A 21306-nucleotide genomic window follows, 5' to 3' on the forward strand; every position below is an offset into this window, starting at 1 on the left:
AAAGGATAAAGTCATGGACATGCTGGTCAAACTCTACGAACTCAAGCCCGACGCCACGCTCGAGAAACGTTTGGCAGATCAGGACATCCTGATCCGCCGGGTGCTTGCACCCGAGCTCAAAGCACTGACCTCGTGGATTGAGCCGCGCTTTGGCGCCGGCTGGGCGGCGGAGGCGACTGTTGCGACGATGCGCCAGCCGCCGTCGTGTTTTATTGCGGTCAAAGGTGGCGAGCTCATCGGCTTTGCTTGCCATGAGGCGACGGCAAAAGGCTTCTTTGGGCCGACGGGCGTGGATGTTTCAGCCCGCGGGCATGGTGTCGGTCAGGCGTTGCTTGTGACCACCCTGCTCGACATGCACGCCCAAGGCTACGCCTATGGCATCATTGGAGGCGCCGGCCCGATGGAATTTTATCGCCGCAGCGTCGGCGCGATCCCGATCGAAGGTTCCGTTCCGGGCATTTATCGCGACATGCTTGCGATCGCCACGCCAAGCGAAGTATCCGACTCCGAAAAGCCGCTAACGGGAAAACAGACGTGAAAATCGCGGTCGCATCCGGCGCATGAAAATTAATTTCATGATTCCGGAAGAAGCCGCGTTTACAGTTGACGACTTATAATTTTTGCCCCAACCTGAAGAAAATAAATTACGAAATGGGAACGACAACGGCATGAAAGTGGGAATCGTAGGGCTGGGATTCCGGCTCGGCTATCTTGGCTACGTTTTCAAGGCAATCGACAGCAGCTTCGAAATCGCAGGCTATGTCGATCCGGAGCCTGCCGGTCTCCCCGGCTTGACGGAAAAGGGTATTTCTGTCGGCAAAGCCTACGCATCGCCCCCGGAGCTTCTTGCCGGCGAAAAGCTCGACCTCCTGATGATCGGCTCGCCCAACCACATGCATCTCGAGCACATAAGGCTGGGCCTTGAGGCCGGCCTGAAGGTATTCTGCGAAAAGCCGATCGTCACCACGATCGCCGAAAGCATCGAACTCGCCAGGCTGATGGCAAGGTTCGGCCATGAACGGCTGATGGTCGGCCTGGTTCTGCGGTATTCGCCGCTCTACAAGGACCTGCGTGCCGTTCAGGCAGCCGGCAAGCTCGGCCAGATCGTCTCGATCGAGGCATCCGAACATATCGAACCCTATCACGGTGCCTTCTTCATGCGCGACTGGCGCCGCTACGAGCGTTTTTCCGGCAGCTTCATGCTGGAAAAATGCTGCCATGACCTCGACCTTTACAATGGCGTCGTCGGTGCCCGCCCCGAGCGTGTTGCGAGCTTCGGCGGACGCAAGAGCTTCATCCCTGCAAACGATCCGGCGCGTGAAGGGATCAACGACCTTGAACTCTTCCATCGCAAGCCAAGCGGCTGGATGGGGTCGGACAGGGTCTTCGACAGCGATGCTGACATCATCGACTACCAAGTCGCCATCGTCGAATATGCCAATGGCGTCGGCATGAACTTCCACACCAACTTGAACGTTCCAGACCAGTTCCGCCGCTTTGCCATCATGGGCTCGCGCGGCATGGCCGAAGGCGATTTCGTCCGCGGCTATCTCGACGTGCACGAACAACTGACCGGCAAGAAGATCGTTGAGAACAAGTACGCGGCAACCGAACTTTCCCAGCATTACGGCGCGGACGAGCAGATGGCCGCCGACCTGCTCGACAGCGTCCGCACCGGGACCGAACTCCCAGTCTCCACACTGAATGCGCTCGAGGCCGGCATCCTTGCCTTGGCGATGGACGAAGCGCGTATGAAGAGGGCGGTCGTCGATCTGCGGCCGGTATGGGATCGCTTCGACGAGGCGCTCCACGCCAGAGCGGCTTGAGGAGGACGGCAGGATGGGTGTTCAAAAAAGCACGGTCATCTTCGCCTGGATCCTTCTCCTTCCAGCTGTCCTTTACGTCATGGCGATCGTCGCCTACCCGCTGGTCGATACGTTCATTCTGTCCTTCACAGACGCATCGCTCAGGAAGACGACGAACTGGGTCGGCTGGATCAATTACGAGAAGATCTTCAACGCCACATTCGCGGAGGTCATTTTCCGCACCTTCATCTGGACGTTCTTTTCGGTATCGATCAAAATGATCATCGGTACCTTTGGCGCGACAATGCTGAATGCTGCCGTGCCCGGCCGTGCGCTTTTCCGCCTGCTGACCATGCCGCCATGGATCGTGCCGATGGCCATCGGCATCTTCATGTGGGGGTGGATGTATAACGGCCAGTTCGGAATGATCTCCGGCCTTTTGCAGCGCTTCGGTCTGGTCAATGGTCCGGTCGCGTTCCTCGCCTACGGAAGCACGGCGTTCTGGGCAACGATCATCACCGATGTGTGGATCGGCGTCCCTCTGGTCACCATCTACTTTCTGGCCGCGATCCAATCCATTCCGAAGGATCTTTATGAAGCCGCCTGGACTGATGGGGCCGGCCGTTTTTATCGTTTTCGCCGCATCACACTGCCGCTGATGGTCCCGGCAATCATTACGATGTCGATGCTGTCTTTGATCGCCACGTTCAATTCCTTCGACATCATCTGGATCCTGACCCAAGGTGGTCCGAGCGGCCAGACGACGACGATGATCATCGATACCTATCAGACCGCGATCGGCTCCAAGAAATATGGTGAAGGTGCTGCACGTGCCGTGCTGATTTGCATCTTCCTGTCGCTCTTCTGCTTTGCCTATTTCCGTGTCACCCGCCGTCTCAACCCGGAGAAGCGCGCATGAGCAGTCCCGCAATGATCGATCGCTACAGCTGGTGGGAAATCGTGCTGATCTATTGCGGCATCGCGCTGTTTCTGGCCTTCGTTCTTTCGCCCTTCGTCGAAGGCTTTCTGGTTTCGCTGAAACCGTTGAGCCAGCTCTTTTCGTCGCCTTACCGGTTCTGGCCGGAGAACGGCTCTTTCGAGGCCTATCGAACGATGTGGATCAGCGTTCCAGGTTTCGGGCGCTATATCTTCAATTCGTTCTTCATATCGATCATCGTCACAGTGATCGTGCTCTGCCTAGTCATTCCGGCGGCTTATGCCTTTGCACGGTTCGAGTTCAGGGGGATGGGCATCCTTCTCGGCGCCTTTCTCACCGTCAACATGTTCTCCGGCGCAGTGCTTCTCATCCCGCTCTTCCGGCTGATGCGCAGCATGGGCGTTCTTAACACTTATTTTGCCATGATCGTGCCGGGCGTGGCTTTCCTCATTCCATCGGCGATCTGGCTGCTTCGGACCTATATGATCCGCATTCCCCAGGAACTGAATGAGGCCGCGTATATGGATGGCGCAAGCCATTTTTACACGCTTCGCCGCGTGATCCTGCCGATCGCCATGCCCGGGATCATCGTCGTCGCGATCACCACCTTCATCGGTGCCTATGCGCAGCAATTCATCTTCGCGCTGACCTTCAACTCGAAGACCGAATACATGCCTCTGCCGGTGGGACTCTTTGCTTATTTCGGTAAGCAGGAGGTCATCTGGAATGAACTGATGGCGGCCTCTTTCGTCGGCATCCTGCCCGCGATGATCGTCATCTTCTTCCTGCAACGCTATCTCGTCGGCGGGCTGACCGCCGGTGCGGTGAAACAATAAGACCAAGAAACGAGTGAACAGCTAACACAAGAACGGGAGTCGTGAAGTGAACATTACCTTCAAAACAGGCCTTATGGCACTCGCCCTGCTCGGTTCGACGGCGCTCACCGCCGTCACAGCCGAAGCCGCCGACCAGGAGATCAGCTGGATTTATTGCGGCGACAAGCTCGACGATATCCATGCGAAATACATCAAGCAGTGGGAAGAAAAGAACGCCGGCTGGAAGATCGCGCCGGAAGTCGTTGGCTGGGCCCAGTGCCAGGACAAGGCGACGACGCTGGCGGCTGCTGGAACGCCGGTTGCCATGGCCTATGTCGGTTCGCGCACCCTTAAGGAATTTGCGCAGAACGACCTGATCGTCGAGGTCCCGATGACGGACGAGGAAAAGAAGGCCTACTATCCGCACATCGTCGACACTGTCACCTTCGACGGCACGCAGTGGGGCGTTCCGATCGCTTTCTCGACGAAAGCGCTCTACTGGAACAAGGACCTCTTCAAGCAGGCCGGCCTTGATCCCGAGAAGCCGCCGAAGACCTGGGACGAAGAGATCGAATATGCCAAGATCATCAAGGAAAAAACCGGAGTCCCGGGCTTCGGTCTTTCGGCCAAGACCTTCGACAACACGATGCATCAGTTCATGCATTGGGTTTACACGAACAACGGCACGGTGACGGACGCAGAAGGCAAAATTACCCTTGATAGTCCCGAGGTGCTGAAAGCGCTGGAGGCCTATAAGAGCATCGTGCCCTATTCCGAAGAAGGCCCCACGGCCTACGAGCAGAACGAAGTCCGCGCCATCTTCCTCGATAGCAAGGTCGCGATGATCCAGGCGGGCTCCGGTGCCGCCTACCGCCTGAAGGACACCAAGATCGATTGGGGCATCACGACCCTGCCGCTTGGTCCGCAGGCCAAGGGACCGGGCACTCTGCTCATCACCGACAGCCTAGCGATCTTCAAGGGTTCAGGCGTCGAGGACAAGGCGATCGAGTTCGCCAAGTTCATCACCTCTCCCGGCCCGCAGGAGGAATATGAGCTGAACGGCGAATCCGGCCTGACGCCGCTTCGCCCCTCGCCGAACATCGACAAGCTGGTGGCTGAAAAGCCCTACTGGAAGCCGTTGATCGACGGCATCAGCTACGGTGGCCCGGAACCGCTTTTCACCGACTACAAGGGCTTCCAGAACTCGATGATCGCCATGGTGCAATCCGTCGTGACCGGCCAGGCCCAGCCGGCAGACGCACTCAAGAAGGCTGCTGGCGAAATCGAGGCGTTCAAGTAGCCTTCGTGGGGATCGCGGGGAGCAACAACCCGCGATCCTTCCCTGATTGTATAAGCGCTGCTTCAACAGCGAGCGGAGACAGGTTTTGGGACAGCTTTTTCTCAATAATGTGCAGAAATTCTACGGCGACTACGAAGTTCTGAAGGGCGTACAACTCGATGTGAAAAATGGCGAATTCGTTGTCTTCGTTGGTCCCTCGGGCTGCGGCAAGTCCACCCTGCTGCGCATGATCGCCGGTCTTGATGCGACAACTGCAGGCGACATCGTCATCGACGGCATCCGGGTCAACGACCTGCCGCCGGTCAAGCGCGGCATTGCCATGGTGTTCCAGTCCTACGCGCTTTATCCGCACATGACCGTTTTCGAAAACATCGCCTTTCCGCTTCGCGTCGAGAAGATGGACGAGACGAAACTCAAGGCCAAGGTCGAGAATGCGGCACGCATCCTTCATCTCGATCAGCGACTCCAGCAGAAGCCCGGCATGCTCTCCGGCGGCCAGCGCCAGCGTGTCGCAATCGGCCGGGCGATCGTTCGCGAGCCGAAGATATTCCTTTTCGATGAGCCGCTGTCGAACCTCGATGCGGCGCTGCGCGCCGATATGCGCATCGAGCTTGCAAAGCTGCATCGCCAGTTGAAGGCTACAATGATTTATGTGACGCACGATCAGGTGGAAGCCATGACCATGGCCGACCGCATCGTCGTGCTGGATGCCGGCGATATCTCGCAGACCGGCGCGCCGCTGGAGCTTTATCACAAGCCGGCCAACCTTTTTGTTGCCGGCTTCATCGGCAATCCGAAAATGAACTTTCTGCCGGTTATCTGCAAACGCGTCAGCGATGCCGGCGTGGAGGTGGACTATGGCGGGCAGACCGCCATGCTGCCGGTTACCCCGCGCGAAGGCATGGCCGGCAAGGCATTGACGCTCGGCATCCGGCCGGAACATGTACAGCTTGGATCCGGCGACATCTCGCTGACTGTTACACCCACCGTCATCGAACGCCTCGGCGCCCATACCGTCGCCTACGCTTCACTTAACGGCGAGGGCGAGAATTTCTGCGCGATGCTGCCTGGCAGCGTCGGCATCCGCGCCGACGTGCCGGTTGCCACCGGCATCAACGCTGCCGATTGCCACCTGTTTGACGATACCGGCATTGCCTTCGAGCGGCATGTGGAACTGACGGAAATCGACATGGGCGTGCTTGATCCGACGGCGCCCTAGACCCAGAGCTTCGTGGTTGTCATCGGGCAGGTTGGAACCGCGAGACCGTAGAAGCGCCACGGAGTTTCAGAGCACGATCGTGATACTCACGCGGTCCGTGAACGCCGCGATCCACCACATCTCGTCGATGCTTGTATAGATCGAAGTCTTGCTGATCCCGATGAGATCGGTTCCGGACATGCGATCCCGAACAACAAGAAGGCCTGCTGCAGATCGTAGCGTTTTGACATCCGAAGTCCCCTTTGAATCCGGTGCACCAGATCACCGTCGTGATCTCTCGCGCAGCGAGATCGATTGATCGGATTGGTGGATTCGGCAGAAGCGCGCCAATCACCTCCGCCGGGTCCGGCTCAGCCCTCGGGGCATCAATCCCATTGCGAGCGATGTACTCATCGATCAGGTTGCGAACCATAGCGGAGCCTTCGTCTGCATGGCGAACATGCTCTTCTGCATCGTCGCTAAACGAGAGGCGGCCGTCAACGACGCCCGTGAGCCGGCCCAGCAGGACAACGCCTTGCGCGCTGAGGGACTGCAGGCTGATCGTATGGAGCGCTCCTTGCAGCGGTCTTCCAGGGATGGGCCCCTGTTGAAGAATTTCCCGGCGCGTTATATCCATCCGTCCGCTAAGAACCAGCCAGACACTGAATGTGACGACCTCGGTACATTCGGGGCAGCCGGCCGACTCGACCCGTTGCAAGAAACACAGTTCGCCCCGCCTGGACCAGGTCCTCAGCGATTTGGCCGCCCGACTGGGCGCTACCGACCACCAACACGGCTCCACTGTCGAGACCGGATGCATTGCGGTAGGCTGATGCATCAATCTGGTGGACTTCGGGTGGCAACAAAGCAGAGAAAGGCGGGCGCACCGGGCAATTCTGGTTGCTGCTCGCAATCACCACATTCCTCGCCCATAGGGGGGCCGCGCGGAATGTTCAGCCGGTACAGGCCATCGCTCGCAACAAGGTCGGTCACGGGCGTACCGGTTTCCACCGGGAGGCCCGGCCGGCATAGTCCTCCAACAGCGCGACAAACTCGCCGCTTGTCATTGCACCGTCGGGATCAGGGCCGACATAGGTATCCCCGGGCATGATGGTTTGGATGTTGGGTGTGTTTATCCGAAAGGAGTCCCAGCGCTGGGTTCGCCAGGTCTCACCAATGCGACCTCGCTCCAACACTCTATGACGCAAGCCGCGCTGCGTCAGCGCATGACTGACGCCCAGCCCCGCCCAACCGGCACCGATAACGACGGCATCAAGAATATCCGTTCCGCTCGTCATTACGTTCCCCTCTGATTGTCAGCCTATTGTACTTTGGGATTCAGTAAATGGTCCGATTTCTACTACGGCGTTGCCCTCACGCATGACAAAATCGAAGACGACAGCACTTGGCGAGGCGATGACTGAGATGTCGCGTCTCGCCTACGCCCCACTCTATGGAAGTCCGTCAGCCAAACGTCGCAATGCGGTCAAGGACTTTACAGTTGGCTCATCGGAGCACGAGAGACGCGCCATGTGAGACCGACATGCAGGACACAATCATGCCCGACACAAAGTCGAACAAGCGGAGATTATTGCGTTGGGTCAAGATCGAGGCAAGCAGACTTCCAAACATTGCCTAGCCGAAGCAGCAAACAGCGGAGATGCCAAGCAAGGCCCCGGCACATTGCGTGCGGTTGAAGTTCGTGCTGAAACTCTGGGCAAATCAACACGCCGCCATTGTTGCGCGGGCAATGGGTGAAGACCCCATTTGAGAAGATGCGTCGGAGCTGTCCAGACACACGCCTCGATGTGCCCACCAGTGGCATTTCGGACGAAAGAGACTATGCCTTGCCCAGATGCTTCGGCCAGAATTCCTGATGGACTTTGGCGGCTTCGTCTTCGAGGTTCGTCGGGCCAACCACAGTGACGTTGCGCGCGCCGGTTTGCAACACCGCCCGGCTCGGCACGTTCAACCCGATCCCAGCGATCTCGCCAAGCCGCGTTTCGGAGCACGCAAACACCATACGCCCGATGCCCGACCAGTAAATCGCCCCGGAGCACATCGCGCACGGCTCCGTGCTGGTGTAGAGCGTGCAGTCGCCGAGAAAAGCAGAGTCGTAGTGCTGCGCCGCCAGTTTTACCAGGTTCATCTCGGCGTGGTTCGTCATATCGTGGCCGGTGAAGACGCTGTTTTCGGCACGAAGGATTACTTCGCCGTCCTTCACAAGCACCGAGCCAAATGGTTCGTCGCCGCCTTCCATCGCGGATTTCGAGAGCGCAATCGCCTCGCGCAAAAACGGCTCGTGGTTTTCCATCGGAGTCTCCCCAAACACTAGACCATGATGATCTTGTCTTGAATCGAAGAGATTTCCAAGGGCTGCCAATCAGATTCAAGATGCTGGCAGGGGAAGGAGGCCGATATGGATGTCTCCTATTGGCGCGAAGCCGCCGAACGCGTTCGTCTGCAGTCGGGCCCATTGCGGACGTTTGCGATTAGTGCGTTCAACGACGGCTCCGCGCCCGCTTGTCGGTCGTAGAGGCAGTTGTTGCCTCGGACCGAAAGCGGCCATCGCATTGGTTTGACGCGACGACATCTGTACGCCAACACAAGCCGTGAGAGCGCCAGGCCTAATGTTCGTGTTGCGATGCGGCCCGCGTCACAGCCGCGCCCTCCATGACGTAGGTCGCATATCGATGGTCGCGGATCAGTGTTATCTTTTGGTCCCTCCATTCAAGCACCATGAAGTAAGCAGGAGCAGCGGACGGCGCAGCCGAGACCAGCAGTATTTCCCTGCCCTCCAGACAAGCCGGTTCGACCCAAACCCGCGGATAGTCCGCATAATAGGAAAAGAATCGGCCAACGTTCGCCGCACCGGAGACCTGCGGCCGTCGTGCCTGACGAAGCCGAACATCCTCGGCAAGCAGCTTGCGCAAGGCCGTCCAATCCCTCGCGTTGAAGAGCGCTGCGAAATTCAGAACCTCGGCACTTGGGGGCAGCGGAACTTCGGACTCTGACTCGGAGACGGATCGCAATCCTGCCCGACCACGTGAGAGATGGGCTTTGACAGCATCGATACTCAGGCCCAATAGCGCGGCGATGTCTGCGATGGACTCTCCCAGCACATCCTTCAGGATCACCGCGCTACGCTGCGGCACCGGCAATTTAGCAAAGTGGGCCAAGGCGATCCGCACCGTGTCCTGCCGAATCAGTGCATCCTCTGGATCAACAGCACTGACATCAGCTAGATCAAAGGCCGTCTCCAGCGGCTCCGACCGACGGGTACTTCGCTGGCGCAGCGCATCAATGGCGCGATTGTGAACAATGCGAAACAGCCAGGGTCGCAGCGGCGTGCCGGACGAGATCGAGCCGACCATCGCGAACGCACTGACTAACGCGTCCTGTATCAAGTCCTCGCCGTCGATCACCGAGCCGACCAATCGGGCGGCATAGCGATGCAGTTCCGGGCGAACCGCATCCGCCTCCTTGGCCAGCGCCGCGTACAGTGTGTTCTTCGCTTCTGCTTCGAGGGGAGCTTCATCCATCATTCGATGACCGTCACGCCCGTATCTCCACGCACGGCGTAGATCATAGCCTCTTCCAGCGCCGTCTTGCCGATCAGTTCGGCTACCATATCGCCAAAGCCACGCGGTGTCATGTCCGGCCAGGTAGCGGCCTGTTCGGCGAATGTCCGGCCCGCCGCCGCAGCATAGCCGGAAATTCCGGCGTTGCCCACACCGGTTCCTGCGAACATCTGCCGGGGAACAATGACCCGGAAACGCAAGCCCAGGCCGAGCTGGGTCGACAAGCCCTCAGCATATTTTGCAATGAACCACTGTGCCCGTTTTGCTCCTGCATAGCCTCCCGATAGCGGCGAGCCCTGCACCGCGGCTCCGCTGGAAACGAGAACGACCAGCCCGCCCGACGCCATCGGTAACGTCAGAGCGGCCTGGACCCAATGCAGGGCGGCCTTCACATCGACGTTCCAGTTGGTCGTGAACGCCTCCCAGTCAACACGGTCGATACGTTCCATGGGCGGTTCCGCGCCGGCATTCATGATGACGACATCAGGTCGTGTCTCTGACATGATCCTCTTCGCGGCGTCACCATTGGTCGCGTCAGCAGACACAGTCGCGACGGCTAGTTGCTCGCCCAGCGCTTGCAAAGTCGTCACGTCGCGAGCGACGACGGTCACTTTAGCTGCGCGCGCTACAAACGCCTCGGCCATTCCGAAGCCCAACCCGCGGCTACCACCGACGACAACTATTCGTTTTCCATCCAAATCCATGTTCTTTTCCTCATTCGATTCAACCGCGCAAAGGCAGTCGCGACAAGGACGTTCGAATGAGCTGAAAAGAGTCATCATTTTCGCGCTTGGGCGTGGACAATGAAATGCTTGATTGGGCGCGACTCAACTCAGACAGATTTCGGTCTGTGCAGGCTCCAGTTGCAAATGTAAAATGCCAATTCCTCAATCATGCGGACGTTCGGGACGGAAAAAGCGAAACCTCTCTGCGCCGCTTCAGTGATCTTGATAACAGGAGGGTAACTTCGCGCTAGCCGCTGCCAAGACCCCACGGCAACTTTGGGTCGAATCTCACGCATTCGCTCCAGCCTTGCTATCGCTTCTCGGGCACCAAAAGCCGGCCGCCCGCACTCAGCCCCGGTTCAGCCGTCGAACTGCCCGTCAGCAGAGCGCCCTCATGGCAGTCATTCCTACGTTCCGTTCATTCATCAAAAGCGGACATCGCCGACCGCTCGCAGAGCGTCAAGTTCGTCCAACCGCCGACCGAGCCGGGTTCAGCGCCCCGGCATGGTTTCTTTCCTGTCAGCCTGTCTGCGCACCCGCGCAAACTGCAGGCCGGCAATGCCAGCGGTCGCAGCAAGCGCCAGGCTGATCGGAATAAGGCTCGAGGGCTGGTCGGCCCTTCTGAGCACGGCGATGACGTCATATCCGACATCCAGCCCGATGCGTTTGGCATAGGAACCGAAATCGACATTGCTGATCATCAGCGCGTCGCCCGCTTGCGTAATGGTGAGACCGATGCCGCGCAGCCGCTCCAGCGGTTCGCCTGGCTCGCCGAGCGGGACGTTTACGGTCTTGCGGACGTCGTCGCCCATCAGGTCTACACCCTCAACGACGAAATTGATGCGCCCATCGGCCGGCGTCTGCGCGACTGCCGTCAGGAACTCGCTCGCCGGCAATTCCTCGTAAGGCGGCGATACCTGATTGAGCCACCAGTCCGGCCGAAACAGCGTAAAGCAGATTAGAAGCAGGGCCGCGCTTTCCCAGAGGCGGCTTTTCGCCACGAACCAGTTCATCGTCGCGGCAGCGAACAGCAGGATGGCAATCAACGAGACCGTCACCACCAAGATCGTCTGGGGCCAGGTTTCGACTCCGATCAGCAGGATTGCTGGATTGAAGATGAAGACGAACGGCAGGATCGCCGTGCGCAACGAATAGAGTGCGCCCTGGAAGCCGGTGGCGATCGGATCCTCCTTGGAAATCGCCGCCGCCGCGAAGGCCGCCAGCCCTACGGGCGGGGTGATGTCGGCCATGATGCCGAAGTAGAAGACGAAGAGGTGGACTGCGATCAGCGGGATGGGCAATCCAGCCTGCGCGCCGAGATCGACCACGACTGGCGCCATCAGCGTCGCGACCAAAATGTAGTTTGCGGTGGTCGGGATGCCCATGCCGAGCACGAGGCTGATCGCGGCGATGAGGATCAGCATCAGGATGACGTTGCCGCCGGAGATGAACTCAACTAGTTCCGTCATCATCAGACCGAGACCGGTCAGCGTGATCGTGCCGACGACGATGCCGGCGGTGGCCGTGGCGATACCGATGCCGATCATGTTGCGAGCGCCGAGCGCCAGCCCGTCGATTAGATCGTCCCAGGAGGCACGCACCGAGGCGGCGAGGTCTTCGTTGCGGAATATTGCCATCAGCGGCTTGCGCGTGGCGACGATGGCGAGGATCGACACGGTCGCCCAGAACGCCGAGAGGCCGGGCGACATCTGCTCTACCATCAGGCACCACAGAAGCACAGCGATCGGGATAAGAAAATCCAGCCCGGTCCGCGTCACGTCCCAGGCGCGCGGCAGTTCCAGGATTGGCGCGTTCGGATCGTCGAGCGCTAGATCCGAATAGCGGGAGGAATACCAGACGGAGGCGATGTAGAGAGCTACGCCAGCGATTGCGAGCACCGGCGGCGCGGTCACACCGAAGACGGCCTTAATAGCAACGATACCATAATAGACGATACACACGGCGAGAATGCTGCCGGACAGTCCCAGTCCCATCCGCAGCATCCGTTCCCTTGCCGGCGTCGGACGCTGCGGGATGGTCTTCAAGTCCATCTTTATCGCTTCTAGATGGACCATGTAGAGTAGCGCGAGATAGGAGAAGACCGCAGGCAACAGCGCGTGCTTGACGATCTCCGAATAGGGGATCCCGACATATTCGACCATCAGGAAGGCGGCCGCGCCCATGACGGGCGGCATGATCTGGCCGTTGATCGAGGCCGACGCCTCGATGGCGCCCGCCTTGACCCCGGAAAGGCCGGTGCGTTTCATCAACGGGATCGTGAAGATGCCACCTGAAACCACATTGGAGACGGACGAGCCGGACACGACGCCGTTGAGAGCCGATGAAACCACGGCGACCTTCGCCGGGCCACCGCGCAAATGGCCGAGCAGCGCGATGGATATCTGCATCATCCAGTTGCCGGCGCCGGCCTTTTCCAGAAGCGTGCCGAACAGGACGAAGAGAAAGACGAAGCTCGTCGACACGCCAAGCGCGATGCCGAAGACGCCTTCGGTGGTTAGCCATTGATGATTGAGAAACTTGGTGAGCGATGCGCCGCGATGCTGGATCACATCCGGCATGGACTGGCCGGCAAAGGTGTAGAAGATGAAGACGCAGGCCACGACCACCATCGGCAGGCCGAGAGCGCGGCGCGTCGCCTCGAGGAGCAACAGGATGCCGAGGGTGCCGGTGACGAGATCGAGCGTGGTCGGCTGGCCGGGTCGGTCGGAAAGCTCGACATAGAAGAGAAACAGATAGGAACCGGCAAAGGCGCCGACGACCGCCAGAACCCAGTCGAGCAGCGGCACGCGATCGCGGGGCGAGGATTTCAGAGCCGGATAGGCGAGGAAGGTCAGAAACAGCGCGAAGCCGAGATGGATGGCGCGCGCTTCGGTGTCATTGAGGATGCCGAAGCCGAACACGAATGGCAAAGGCGAAGCGTACCAGAGCTGGAATAGCGACCAGGAAACCGCAACCCAGAGCAGGATTCGACCGACGGTCCCGCCCGAATGCCGGCCACCCGTATCGGCCTCCGCAACGAGTTGTTCTAGAACTTCAAGATTAACGTCAGCCGGCTGCTTCTTCGCTTCGCTCATGACGCCCTCCCGTTGCGGATGCCGCCGGCGAGTTCCCCCGAACTCGCCGCTCTGTCGTCAGGTCGCGAAGCCTACTTCAGCCAGCCCTTCTCCTTGAAGTATTTTTCGGCGCCCGGATGCAGCGGCGCGGAATTTCCCTCCCCGACCATCCTTTGCGGATCGAGATTGGCGAAGGCCGGATGCAGCGACTTGAACTCGTCGAAATTCTCGAACACCGCCCTGGTCAACTGATAGACGCTCTCTTCGGGAACCTTGGCCGAAGCGACCAGCGTGGCAAGAACGCCGAAGGTCTCAGTGTCCTCGGCATTGTTCGCGTAGAGACCGCCCGGGATGACCGCCTTGGCGTAGTAGGGATTTTCCGCGACCAGCTTGTCGACCACTTCGCCGGTCAACGGCACCAGCTTGGCGGCGCAGGTGGTAGTCGGGTCCTGGATGTTCGCGGAGGGATGGCCGACACCGTAGAAGAAGCCGTCGATCTTGCCGTCGCAGAGCGCCGGGCCATGCTCGTCGGCCTTCAGCTCCGATGCCAGCGAGAAGTCAGCCAACGTCCAGCCCATGGCGCCGAGCAGGCGCTCCATCGAGGAACGCGTACCGGAACCGGGATTGCCGACGTTGAAACGCTTGCCCTTGAAATCCTCGAATTTCGTCACGCCGGCGTTCGGATGCGCCAGTACGGTGAACGGCTCCGGATGGATCGAGAACACCGCGCGCAGGTCGGCATGGGCGCCGCCTTCCTTGAATGATTCCTCACCCTTGAAGGCGTTGTACTGGACGTCGGATTGCGCCATGCCGAAGTCGAGCTCGCCTTCCTTGATCGTGTTCACGTTGAATGCCGATCCGCCGGTCGATTCGACCGAGCAACGGATGCCATGTGTCTTGCGATCCTTGTTGAGCAGGCGGCAGATGGCGCCGCCGGCGGCATAGTAGACACCGGTGACGCCGCCGGTGCCGATGGTGACGAATTGTTGCTCCTGCGCAGACGCACCGCCGGCTAACAGAAGCGCGCCCGCAAGCATCGCCGCCTGCGTGGCACGGCCGATCATGGTGGTATTTTTCATCTGGTGCTCCCTTTCTTGTTCCCGGCGTGCCGATACTGCCTATAAGGTTTGCATGCTCGACCGCATTCGGCTTACGTTACAACTGGTTCACTTTATCAAGCAAGGGCATATTTGTTACATAGAGAGATGACGAGCTTCGCGACCGCACAAGACAAAATTCTGGAAGAGCTTCCGTCGCTCAGCACGGAGCTCCGCAAGGCAGCCCGTTTCCTGCTCGATCATCCCGACGAAGTTGCGCTCGTTTCCATGCGCGTGCTGGCAAGCCGCTCTGAGGTGACGCCGACCACTTTCGTAAGACTCGCCCGCCGTCTCGGCTTCGGCGATTGGGCGCAACTGCGCGAGCCGTTCGAGAACAGGCTGCGATCGGGCAGTTCGCCCTATGCGGCGAAAGCCGACGCGCTGGTGTTGCGATCGGCTCGGGAGACGATCTTCGCCGAATCCGTCAACGCGGCGGCGGCCAATATCACGGCAGTCACCACGACGAATTCAACGCACGACGTATCGGCTGCATGCGTCCTGCTTGAAAAAGCCAAGGGTGTTCGTGTCGTCGGGTTCCGGAGCTGCCGCGCGCCGGCACATTGCCTGGTCTATCTTTGCCGCATGTTCCGGAACGACGTCACACTGCTCGGCAGCGACGGCGGAGCCCTCGAAGCCGAACTGGCCTCGCTCGACAGGGGCGAGGCGGTGGTGGCGATCGGCTTTCAGCCCTATTCGCGGGAACTCGGTCTTGTGACCGACGTGGCGCGACGCCGCGGCGTGCCTGTACTGGCGATCGTCGACAGCATGGCGGCGCCCCTGACGCGGGACGCCGACGTGATCCTGCGTTTTTCGGTCGACAGCCCATCGTTCTTTCCGTCGGTGGCGGCGGCGGTCGCGACCGTCGAGGCGCTTGCCGCAACCATGCTGACGCGCAGCGGGGCGAAGGGCGCAGCCAAGGTCAGGCAGACCGAAGCGGAGTTGACCGCGTTGGGCGCATATATGCCGGATTGATCTTGTGCTCAAGCGACGGCCGCATCGACGGCGTCGCCAAGCCGTTCGACGATCGTGTCGATTGCCGCCCGGTCGACAATGAAGGGCGGCGCAAGCAGCACATGATCGCCTCGCGCGCCGTCGATCGTACCTCCCGCCGGATAGACCAGCAGGCCACGCGCCATCGCCTCGCGCTTGATGCGCGCATGCAATTTGCGGCTCGGGTCGAACGGCTCTTTCGACGAACGGTCCTCGACCAGCTCAAGCCCCATGAAAAGGCCACGGCCGCGGATATCGCCGACATGGGCGTGGTTGGAAAAGCGCTCACTGAGGCGCCAGGCGAGATGGGCACCCATCGCCTTGACGTTGTCGAGCAGGCGATCACGCTCGATGACCTCTTGGACGGCAAGTGCTGCGGCGCAGGCCATGGGGTGACACATGTAGGTATGGCCGTGCTGGAAGAAACCGGAGCCTTCCGCGAAAGCGTCGAAGATGCGGCGTGACAGTAGCACTGCCCCGATGGGCTGGTAGCCTCCGCCGAGGCCTTTGGCGATTGTCATCAGGTCGGGCACGACGCCGTCCTGCTCGCAGGCGTACAGCGTTCCCGTGCGACCCATGCCGCACATCACCTCGTCGAGGATCAGGAGCACGCCGTAGGTGTCGCAGACCTCACGGATGCGCCTGAAATAGCCGGGAACGGCGGGCACCGCACCCGCCGTGGCGCCGACGACGGGTTCCGCGACGAAGGCCATGACGGTATCCGACCCCAGTTCGAGAACCTTGTCCTCGAGCGCCTTGGCGGCGCGCAGGCCGTAGGCCTCCTCACTCTCGCCGGCATCCCGGTAGCGGTAGGCATAGCATGGGTCGATGTGATGCGTGTCGATCAGCAACGGGCGGAATTGCGCCCGGCGCCATTCATTGCCGCCGGCAGCGAGCGCGCCGAGCGTGTTGCCGTGATAGCTCTGGCGGCGGGCGATGACGTTGCGCCGCTCGGGCCGGCCCGTCTCGACGAAAAACTGGCGCGCCATCTTGAGCGCCGCTTCCACCGCTTCAGAGCCGCCGGACACGAAATAGGCGTGGCTTATGCCTTGGGGCGCACCGGTGATGAGCATGTCGGCCAGTGTCTCAGCCGGCTCGTTGGTGAAAAAGCTGGTGTGGGCATAGGCGAGCTTGTCGGCCTGTGCGTGGAGCGCGGCTATCACGTCGCGATGGCCGTAGCCGAGGCAGGAAACCGCCGCGCCGCCCGACGCGTCGATATAGGCGCGGCCATCGCGGTCGAAGAGTTCGATGCCCTCGCCGCCACTCGCAACGGGCAGAGTCGCGTGGATCTGGCGGTGCAGGATGCGTGTCATGCTTTCCTCGATTGACGATGGCGCGATTTGGAGCGAACCTATCATGCAACATATGTTACATATCACGCAATACTGAAACAACTGGACTGTATCTATCCATGACCGCTGATTCGAGCCCGGCCGGCCCGGGATTCATCGCGCCGACGGTAATCGCCGTTGCGCCGAACGGCGGGCGGCGCGGCAAGAGTGACCACCCCGCCCTGCCGATCGGCCCGAAGGAACTGGCCAGCACCGCAGCCGCCTGCCTCGAGGCGGGCGCCGCGATGATCCATGCGCATGTCCGTGATCGAGACGGCGGTCATTTGCTCGACGCCGGCGCCTACCTTGAGGTGACGAAAGCGATACGCGACGCGTCGGGCGAGCGGCTCGTCATCCAGATCACCAGCGAGGCCGTCGGCAGATACCGACCGGCTGAGCAGATGGGGGTGGTGCGCGCCACCCGTCCCGAGGCGGTGTCGCTGGCGCTGCGCGAACTGGTCCCAGATGCCTCCCTTGAAACCGCATTCGCGGACTTCCTGTCGTGGCTGAAACGCGAGCGGATCGCCCCTCAGATCATCCTCTACACGCCCGAGGAGGCGTCCGCTCTGGCTGTCATGCAGCAGCGTGGGCTCGTGCCCGACGATGTCCCGGTACTCTATGTGCTCGGACGCTACACGCCGGGACAGATTTCGCGGCCGGCCGACCTGCTTGCCTTCCTTGTTCACGGCCGTCCGCGCTTCGCGCACTGGATGGTCTGCGCCTTCGGTCGGGAAGAGACCGCATGCGTTGCCGCAGGTGCGCTGCTGGGCGGTCATGCTCGCGTCGGCTTCGAGAACAATCTTGTTCTGCCTAGCGGCGTGACAGCTACCGACAATGCTGCTCTGGTCGTTGCGGCTGCGGCCGCACTCAAGGCTTGCGGCCTTGAAACCGCGAGCGCCGACCAACTGCGCGCCGATTGGTCGATCGAGCGTTAACCCTCACCCGCGCACCTTGATGCAGGTTTCGTCCCTATGCCATTTCGCGGTCACGGCGCTTGCGCTGTTTGAAGCGGTAGCCGGCCGCGGCAAGGGCGGCGTGAGGAATGACTACTTCGGGTCAGTGAACGAACCCGCTCTCGCGGGAGGGAAGGCGCGGGCTTTGAGACATTCGTCGAGCGCACTTTCGCCCGCAAACGGATGGATCAACGGTAACCAATTATCTGAAGCTGTCGCTGATTGAAAAACAGACGTCGATCTTGCTGGATGGCCATCCGCCACCCAGCATCTCTGTTTACTCACTTCGCACTAAAGGCAGGCTTCCAGCACCATGTTGAACGGTGTTTCGGCCGATCGCCGGACTCTCGAGAAGCCCCCTTCGTTCAGGACTTGCGTCAACCTCGCTTGGCCGGCCTGTGCCCCCAATGCAGCCCCCACTTCCTGGCCCAATGACGCCGGGACACAGGTATTGGCTGAGGCGGCATAGAAGACCCGACCAATCGGATTGAGGTTGTCCACGAGACTGTCGCCTGCCATCGGTTCGACCAGCATCAGAACGCCGTCCGGCTTCAGAGATTTAGCTACATGGCGGGTGGCCCCAACTGGGTCGCCCATGTCATGAAGAGCATCGAACATGGTGACGAGGTCGAATCCCGAGCCATGAAAGTCTTGAGCCCGCGCGGTCTCGAACTGCACATACCGCGGAGGCGATCCGGATTTCCAAGCTTTTCCTCTACCAGTGGCATCGTGACGGGCAGCTTCCCTATGCATCCATGATCGCCAACGTCAGTCACGGCGATGCGATCATAGAGAAATGCCAGGACTATGCTCCACACCACTATCAGTCCGGAGAAATTGTTGCCGAATTGCTGCAGCTGTCCGGTCTGCCCAAGCGGTCGTTCGATCGGCGGTTCAAGAAGGCGACAGGCTATTCGCCACTCGAATATGTCCAGTGGTTGAGGGTCGAGGAAGCAAAACAGATGCTCGAGCTCGAGGACAGGCCGATCGAGGAGATCGCATTCGAGGTGGGATATTCTGACCTTGCCTCATTTCGCCGTTTGTTTCGCAAGATCGCCGGGTTGACGCCAGGGGAGTATCGCCGACGCTTTCGGCTGCCGGCGAACGTTGAGGCGGCAATTCGAGCTGCATCGGCCGCGACACCATTGTGACGTCCCCTTTGGAACCAATAACCCCGCTTCGGCCCTAAGCGGCCCTAGTGGCGTGTTGGACCGCCCTCGAACGCTCTCTTTAGGAATGGGCGAAGGGCTGCCTGCGAGTCTTCGCGCGGAATGCGATGCCCACATTCGAACACGTTGAGGGCAACCGGAACTCCAGCATCGGACAGGGCCTCAGAGAATGCCTCAGCTTGCGCGACAGGAGCACGGTCGTCGTGCCTGCCGTGGAGGAGCAAAATCTCCGATCGGATTTTATGAGCGTGGTGGAGAGCAGAGCGAGCCATAAAGGCTTCGGAAGATAGGCCCGCCTCACTTTCGATTGCCTGTCTTATACCCCGCGAACTATTCTCGAACGCCGCTTTGAGATCATAAACGCCCCTGGACAAAACGATGGCCCGCAAATCAGCAACCTGGGCGGCGACCATCGCCGCAGCAACCGCGCCACGACTATTGCCGTAGAGAACGATCCGGTCTGGATCGACGCAAGGCTGCTCCCTCAAAAAGGACAACGCGACTATGATCGCTTGCTGAGTGTCCGGGCCGCAGAAATCGGTGGGGACCGTCAGAAGCGCCAAAACCGGGTTGTGAGACGGCAGCCGCCGTGATGCTTAGGCCAGACGAAAACCGAAGCAGGGCTCCGCTATCTGCAAACTCTTTCGCACCGAGAAGACGGCCACCCTGATTGCCATGGACAAACAGAATGGCTCCCGTAGGCGCGGCGCTGTTGGACTGAGCCTGGAATAATTCAACTGCGGCTCCGCCACCTCGCTTCACAACATGTCGCGTCACTGTCGTCATGATCATCACCAAATTGAGTGAGCCAGCAACGATAGGAGGTGCGTTGAGCTTGTCAATGTCCGGTGTTGGCGCGTTGCGGAAGCGGCCGATCTTCCGCTGGCGGCCCTTAGCGGGCATCCAGATGTGCGCCATTGGCGATTTCAGTGCAGCTGGGAAGACCGAATTGCTCGGCCCACAGACAAAGTGAACCTGCTGCTGCGTTGAGCCCCGCGCCTCGTTCTGTCAGCGAATAGACGACCTTCGCTGGAACCTCGGAAAAAACCTGCCGGTCAACAAGGCCGTCGGCCTCCAGTTCTCGCAATTGTTGCGCCAGCATCTTTTCACTGATGCCAGAAAGCGCGTGCTTCAATCGGCCAAATCTGCGGGATGCCGTTCCGAGTTCGCAAAGTATATCTACTTTCCACTTTCCTTCGACCATCCTGATTGCCGCTGCAAAGCCATTGTCCGTCGATTTATTCATAGTGCTCTCCTTACCGTCTGGTGACCACTTACGCCCAGGTGCGTATTGTGCGCCGGCCATTTCAGCATACCTCCACAAAGTCACAGCAAAAGCGCGCCGTTTTGCGCAAATTGATATGGAGAGTTAGCATGAAGCGTTCAATCACAATTTTGGGAACCGGCCGTATGGGATCGGCACTCGCCCGGGCCCTGCTTCATGCGGGTCATCGGACGACGGTCTGGAACAGGACGATACAAAAGGCCGAACCACTAGCCGCGCTCGGCGCGACTGTCGCGCCATCCGTGCTGGAAGCTGTAAATGCGGCAGAGATTATCATCGTGAATGTAAGCGACTATCCGGCAACAGCAGCAATTATGCGCAACGATGCTATTGCTTCAGCCGTTCGCGGCAAACTGATCGTGGAACTGACCTCGGGAACGCCGCATGGCGCACGCGAAGCAGCTGAATGGTGGGCTGAGCACGGAGCCAGCTATCTCGATGGCGCGATCATGGCCACGCCGGATTTCATCGGCACAGATGCGGGGACGATCCTGGTCTCGGGGTCAGGTCAGGCTTTCGACGCGAACGAGGACATGTTCCGTGCCTTGGGCGGCAATGTCCAGCATATCGGGGAGGAATCGGGACGCGCGAACGCGCTTGATAGCGCGCTGCTTGCACTGATGTGGGGCGCACTTTTTGGAACGCTCCATGCGATCGCTGTGTGTCAGGCCGAAGAGATCGACCTCGGCGAATTGGCGCAGCAGTGGACCGCAACAGCGCCTGTTGTCGAGGGACTTGTCGCTGACCTCATCAAGCGGGCGAATGCCGGCCGTTTTGCCAGCGACGACGAGACGCTCTCGTCAATTTCTGCACACTACGGCGCATTCCAGCATCTCTTGGAACTGATGGAGGCGCGTGAAATCGACCGCTCCGTGGTCCTCGGTTACGACGCGATCTTCCAACGGGCGATTGCAGCTGGCCAGCTACATGAAGATTTCGCGGCGTTATCACAATTTCTCGGAAAGTCCGCATAAGAGTTGTGGCAAACAAAGAAGAATGTAGCGGGCGTTGTTTTTCAGCCTACCGCCAAGGATACACATGAGGGA

The 21306-nt window shown here is 60.0% G+C and carries 18 protein-coding genes and 2 pseudogenes; 10 read left to right on the plus strand and 10 right to left on the minus strand.

The genetic code is table 11. The annotated features are described in order from the left end of the window. Positions 1–13 precede the first annotated feature (13 nt). From ACZ9BX_RS34155 to ACZ9BX_RS34180, 6 genes are all read left to right on the plus strand, one after another. Positions 14–538: a GNAT family N-acetyltransferase gene (locus ACZ9BX_RS34155; protein ID WP_476222804.1), complete on the plus strand. Its 525-nt coding sequence runs from the start codon at positions 14–16 to the stop codon at positions 536–538. Between the two features lie 130 nt (positions 539–668). Further along, positions 669–1826, plus strand: a complete 1158-nt coding sequence (locus ACZ9BX_RS34160) for a Gfo/Idh/MocA family protein (protein ID WP_476222806.1) — start codon at positions 669–671, stop codon at positions 1824–1826. Positions 1827–1839: 13 nt separating this feature from the next. Beyond that, the gene (locus ACZ9BX_RS34165; RefSeq protein ID WP_027512609.1) at positions 1840–2724 is read left to right on the plus strand and encodes a carbohydrate ABC transporter permease; all 885 of its coding nucleotides are present in this window, start codon (positions 1840–1842) and stop codon (positions 2722–2724) included. Further along, positions 2721–3578, plus strand: a complete 858-nt coding sequence (locus tag ACZ9BX_RS34170; RefSeq protein ID WP_132568619.1) for a carbohydrate ABC transporter permease — start codon at positions 2721–2723, stop codon at positions 3576–3578. The genes ACZ9BX_RS34165 and ACZ9BX_RS34170 overlap by 4 nt, the downstream gene beginning before the upstream one ends. Positions 3579–3651: 73 nt before the next feature. Then, entirely contained in the window at positions 3652–4857 is a 1206-nt protein-coding gene (locus ACZ9BX_RS34175; protein WP_476223119.1) for an ABC transporter substrate-binding protein, read from the plus strand. Between the two features lie 85 nt (positions 4858–4942). Beyond that, positions 4943–6076, plus strand: coding sequence for an ABC transporter ATP-binding protein (locus ACZ9BX_RS34180; protein ID WP_476222808.1), 1134 nt, complete (start codon positions 4943–4945; stop codon positions 6074–6076). Positions 6077–7044: 968 nt separating this feature from the next. Here ACZ9BX_RS34180 and ACZ9BX_RS34185 read toward each other — a convergent pair. The 6 genes from ACZ9BX_RS34185 to ACZ9BX_RS34210 form a co-directional block, all read right to left on the minus strand. Further along, positions 7045–7353, minus strand: a complete 309-nt coding sequence (locus ACZ9BX_RS34185) for an NAD(P)-binding protein (RefSeq protein WP_476222809.1) — start codon at positions 7351–7353, stop codon at positions 7045–7047. A gap of 542 nt (positions 7354–7895) precedes the next feature. Further along, positions 7896–8369 (minus strand): nucleoside deaminase, encoded by a 474-nt coding sequence (locus tag ACZ9BX_RS34190; protein WP_476222811.1) that lies wholly within the window; start codon positions 8367–8369, stop codon positions 7896–7898. Between the two features lie 313 nt (positions 8370–8682). Next, entirely contained in the window at positions 8683–9600 is a 918-nt protein-coding gene (locus ACZ9BX_RS34195) for a sigma-70 family RNA polymerase sigma factor (protein WP_476222813.1), read from the minus strand. Continuing rightward, positions 9597–10340 (minus strand): SDR family NAD(P)-dependent oxidoreductase, encoded by a 744-nt coding sequence (locus tag ACZ9BX_RS34200; RefSeq protein ID WP_476223120.1) that lies wholly within the window; start codon positions 10338–10340, stop codon positions 9597–9599. Before ACZ9BX_RS34200 ends, ACZ9BX_RS34195 begins: the two co-directional genes overlap by 4 nt. A gap of 512 nt (positions 10341–10852) precedes the next feature. Continuing rightward, on the minus strand, positions 10853–13345 hold the full coding sequence (locus ACZ9BX_RS34205) for a TRAP transporter permease (protein ID WP_476223121.1): 2493 nt from the start codon (positions 13343–13345) through the stop codon (positions 10853–10855). A 182-nt stretch (positions 13346–13527) separates the two neighbouring features. Next, complete coding sequence (locus ACZ9BX_RS34210) at positions 13528–14514, minus strand: TAXI family TRAP transporter solute-binding subunit (RefSeq protein ID WP_476222814.1); 987 nt, start codon at positions 14512–14514, stop codon at positions 13528–13530. A gap of 126 nt (positions 14515–14640) precedes the next feature. Here ACZ9BX_RS34210 and ACZ9BX_RS34215 point away from each other — a divergent pair, with 126 nt between their 5' ends. Further along, positions 14641–15504, plus strand: coding sequence for a MurR/RpiR family transcriptional regulator (locus ACZ9BX_RS34215; RefSeq protein ID WP_476222816.1), 864 nt, complete (start codon positions 14641–14643; stop codon positions 15502–15504). 8 nt (positions 15505–15512) lie between these two features. Here the strand turns inward: ACZ9BX_RS34215 and ACZ9BX_RS34220 are convergent, their stop codons facing one another. After that, complete coding sequence (locus ACZ9BX_RS34220; RefSeq protein WP_476222817.1) at positions 15513–16835, minus strand: aspartate aminotransferase family protein; 1323 nt, start codon at positions 16833–16835, stop codon at positions 15513–15515. Between the two features lie 98 nt (positions 16836–16933). On the opposite strand from ACZ9BX_RS34220, the gene ACZ9BX_RS34225 reads away from it, so the two are divergent. After that, the gene (locus tag ACZ9BX_RS34225) at positions 16934–17788 is read left to right on the plus strand and encodes a beta-keto acid cleavage family enzyme (RefSeq protein WP_476222818.1); all 855 of its coding nucleotides are present in this window, start codon (positions 16934–16936) and stop codon (positions 17786–17788) included. 309 nt (positions 17789–18097) lie between these two features. Here ACZ9BX_RS34225 and ACZ9BX_RS34230 read toward each other — a convergent pair. Continuing rightward, positions 18098–18484, minus strand: a pseudogene (locus ACZ9BX_RS34230) (class I SAM-dependent methyltransferase); the annotation flags it as partial. Positions 18485–18561: 77 nt separating this feature from the next. Between ACZ9BX_RS34230 and ACZ9BX_RS34235 the strand changes: the two are divergent. Continuing rightward, positions 18562–18957 (plus strand): helix-turn-helix domain-containing protein, encoded by a 396-nt coding sequence (locus ACZ9BX_RS34235; RefSeq protein ID WP_476222819.1) that lies wholly within the window; start codon positions 18562–18564, stop codon positions 18955–18957. Positions 18958–19001: 44 nt separating this feature from the next. Here ACZ9BX_RS34235 and ACZ9BX_RS34240 read toward each other — a convergent pair. Continuing rightward, positions 19002–19761: pseudogene (locus ACZ9BX_RS34240) on the minus strand (alpha/beta hydrolase family protein). Between the two features lie 106 nt (positions 19762–19867). Then, positions 19868–20281, minus strand: coding sequence for a winged helix-turn-helix transcriptional regulator (locus tag ACZ9BX_RS34245; RefSeq protein ID WP_476222820.1), 414 nt, complete (start codon positions 20279–20281; stop codon positions 19868–19870). On the opposite strand from ACZ9BX_RS34245, the gene ACZ9BX_RS34250 reads away from it, so the two are divergent. Continuing rightward, complete coding sequence (locus ACZ9BX_RS34250; RefSeq protein ID WP_476222821.1) at positions 20269–21234, plus strand: NAD(P)-dependent oxidoreductase; 966 nt, start codon at positions 20269–20271, stop codon at positions 21232–21234. The genes ACZ9BX_RS34245 and ACZ9BX_RS34250 overlap by 13 nt on opposite strands. Positions 21235–21306: the final 72 nt, after the last annotated feature.

This window comes from Rhizobium sp. USDA 3886 (assembly GCF_056279785.1).

Excerpts from the sequence above, each read along its gene's own strand:
- ACZ9BX_RS34190 (WP_476222811.1), bottom strand. The coding sequence starts at position 8,369 with ATGGAAAACCACGAGCCGTTTTTGCGCGAGGCGATTGCGCTCTCGAAA.
- ACZ9BX_RS34235 (WP_476222819.1), top strand. The coding sequence starts at position 18,562 with ATGATCGCCAACGTCAGTCACGGCGATGCGATCATAGAGAAATGCCAG.
- ACZ9BX_RS34165 (WP_027512609.1), top strand. The coding sequence starts at position 1,840 with ATGGGTGTTCAAAAAAGCACGGTCATCTTCGCCTGGATCCTTCTCCTT.
- ACZ9BX_RS34175 (WP_476223119.1), top strand. The coding sequence starts at position 3,652 with ATGGCACTCGCCCTGCTCGGTTCGACGGCGCTCACCGCCGTCACAGCC.
- ACZ9BX_RS34195 (WP_476222813.1), bottom strand. The coding sequence starts at position 9,600 with ATGATGGATGAAGCTCCCCTCGAAGCAGAAGCGAAGAACACACTGTAC.
- ACZ9BX_RS34160 (WP_476222806.1), top strand. The coding sequence starts at position 669 with ATGAAAGTGGGAATCGTAGGGCTGGGATTCCGGCTCGGCTATCTTGGC.
- ACZ9BX_RS34220 (WP_476222817.1), bottom strand. The coding sequence starts at position 16,835 with ATGACACGCATCCTGCACCGCCAGATCCACGCGACTCTGCCCGTTGCG.
- ACZ9BX_RS34225 (WP_476222818.1), top strand. The coding sequence starts at position 16,934 with ATGACCGCTGATTCGAGCCCGGCCGGCCCGGGATTCATCGCGCCGACG.
- ACZ9BX_RS34170 (WP_132568619.1), top strand. The coding sequence starts at position 2,721 with ATGAGCAGTCCCGCAATGATCGATCGCTACAGCTGGTGGGAAATCGTG.
- ACZ9BX_RS34210 (WP_476222814.1), bottom strand. The coding sequence starts at position 14,514 with ATGAAAAATACCACCATGATCGGCCGTGCCACGCAGGCGGCGATGCTT.
- ACZ9BX_RS34155 (WP_476222804.1), top strand. The coding sequence starts at position 14 with ATGGACATGCTGGTCAAACTCTACGAACTCAAGCCCGACGCCACGCTC.
- ACZ9BX_RS34185 (WP_476222809.1), bottom strand. The coding sequence starts at position 7,353 with ATGACGAGCGGAACGGATATTCTTGATGCCGTCGTTATCGGTGCCGGT.
- ACZ9BX_RS34215 (WP_476222816.1), top strand. The coding sequence starts at position 14,641 with ATGACGAGCTTCGCGACCGCACAAGACAAAATTCTGGAAGAGCTTCCG.
- ACZ9BX_RS34200 (WP_476223120.1), bottom strand. The coding sequence starts at position 10,340 with ATGGATTTGGATGGAAAACGAATAGTTGTCGTCGGTGGTAGCCGCGGG.
- ACZ9BX_RS34245 (WP_476222820.1), bottom strand. The coding sequence starts at position 20,281 with ATGGCCGGCGCACAATACGCACCTGGGCGTAAGTGGTCACCAGACGGT.